1 protein-coding gene is annotated in these 1108 nt (G+C 54.1%); it reads right to left on the reverse strand.

The genetic code is table 11. The annotated features are described in order from the left end of the window. Nucleotides 1–55: 55 nt before the first annotated feature. Entirely contained in the window at nt 56–925 is an 870-nt protein-coding gene (locus tag LOC54_RS12275; protein WP_279314059.1) for a tetratricopeptide repeat protein, read from the reverse strand. Between the last annotated feature and the right edge of the window lie 183 nt (nt 926–1108).

Here is a 1108-nt window from a genome sequence, read left to right on the forward strand (position 1 = left end):
TCCGTAAAACGACTGCGTTTCATTCGTCCGTATCCTTCTCGATCGGACTCTACTTTTAAATGGTTACATTTTCGGGGAGCACGTCACCCTGAGCAAACGGGATCGTCGCTGTCGTAATCCTCAGAGCCAGAGGCAGACTCAGCACAGGAATCTGAAAATCATGCGGAGGAACCGGCTCCTGATCGGAAACGATCATATCAACGCCGGGAATTCGGGACAGAAGCGTCCTCAGTTCCGGACGGATCCGGAGAACCACACGACCGCCACGCGCCTTCGTCATGGGAATAAAGCGCGCGAACTGAAGCACGTCGCCAAATCCGCCTTCGGTATGGATCAGAAGCGTGCGCCCTTCAAAAGGCGTTCCATCCCATAAAGGCGTGAGAATCCCATGCTGCTTTGTCGTACGGGACTTCCAGCGCCATTCATATTCCCGAAATCCTTCCGGATAATCACCTGCAGCAAGAAGGCTGATGGCCCGGTTGGTCCGGCTCTCGGGATTATCCGGATCAATCCGGATGGCCGTATTATGGAAGTTCAGAGCCGCAGCATGCTCTCCCAGCCCGTCCAGCGCCACGCCAAGGTTGCTGAGTGCCATTCGATGCCCCGGCTGCAGCCGCAGACACCGCGTATAGGCATCAATCGCCTCACCGTATTTCTGAAGTTGCAGAAAAGTATTCCCGAGATTGGACCACGCATCAGGAAAATCTGCCTTAAGAGCAACCGCTTTCATCAGAATCCCGGAAGCTTCACGAAATTCTCCCAGGGCAAACAGCAGACCGCCATAATTGCTGAGAAGTCTCGGATCATCAGCTTTCTGTTCAAGCGCGCGCAGATAGGCCGCTCTCGCTTCCTCAAGTCGCCCCGCAATCTGAAGAGCTTCTCCGCTGTCTGGCGGATGTCCGGAAATATCTGAAGAAATGCTCAAAGGTTCTGTTCCTGTCTTCTGACAGGAAGTGTCCTGAAATCACCTTACGGCGTGTCGTCAGTTAAGGGCTGATTGCGGCACGTGAGGGTTGTACTTTGTGGCTGTGTGTGCAGACTGTTTTCCCGGTTTTGATGGAGACAGACAGATGCGGCGTTACGGTTTACGCGACGATCAGTGGGAACG

The sequence above is a fragment of the Acetobacter sp. AN02 genome (genome assembly GCF_029759835.1).
Classification (GTDB): domain Bacteria; phylum Pseudomonadota; class Alphaproteobacteria; order Acetobacterales; family Acetobacteraceae; genus Acetobacter.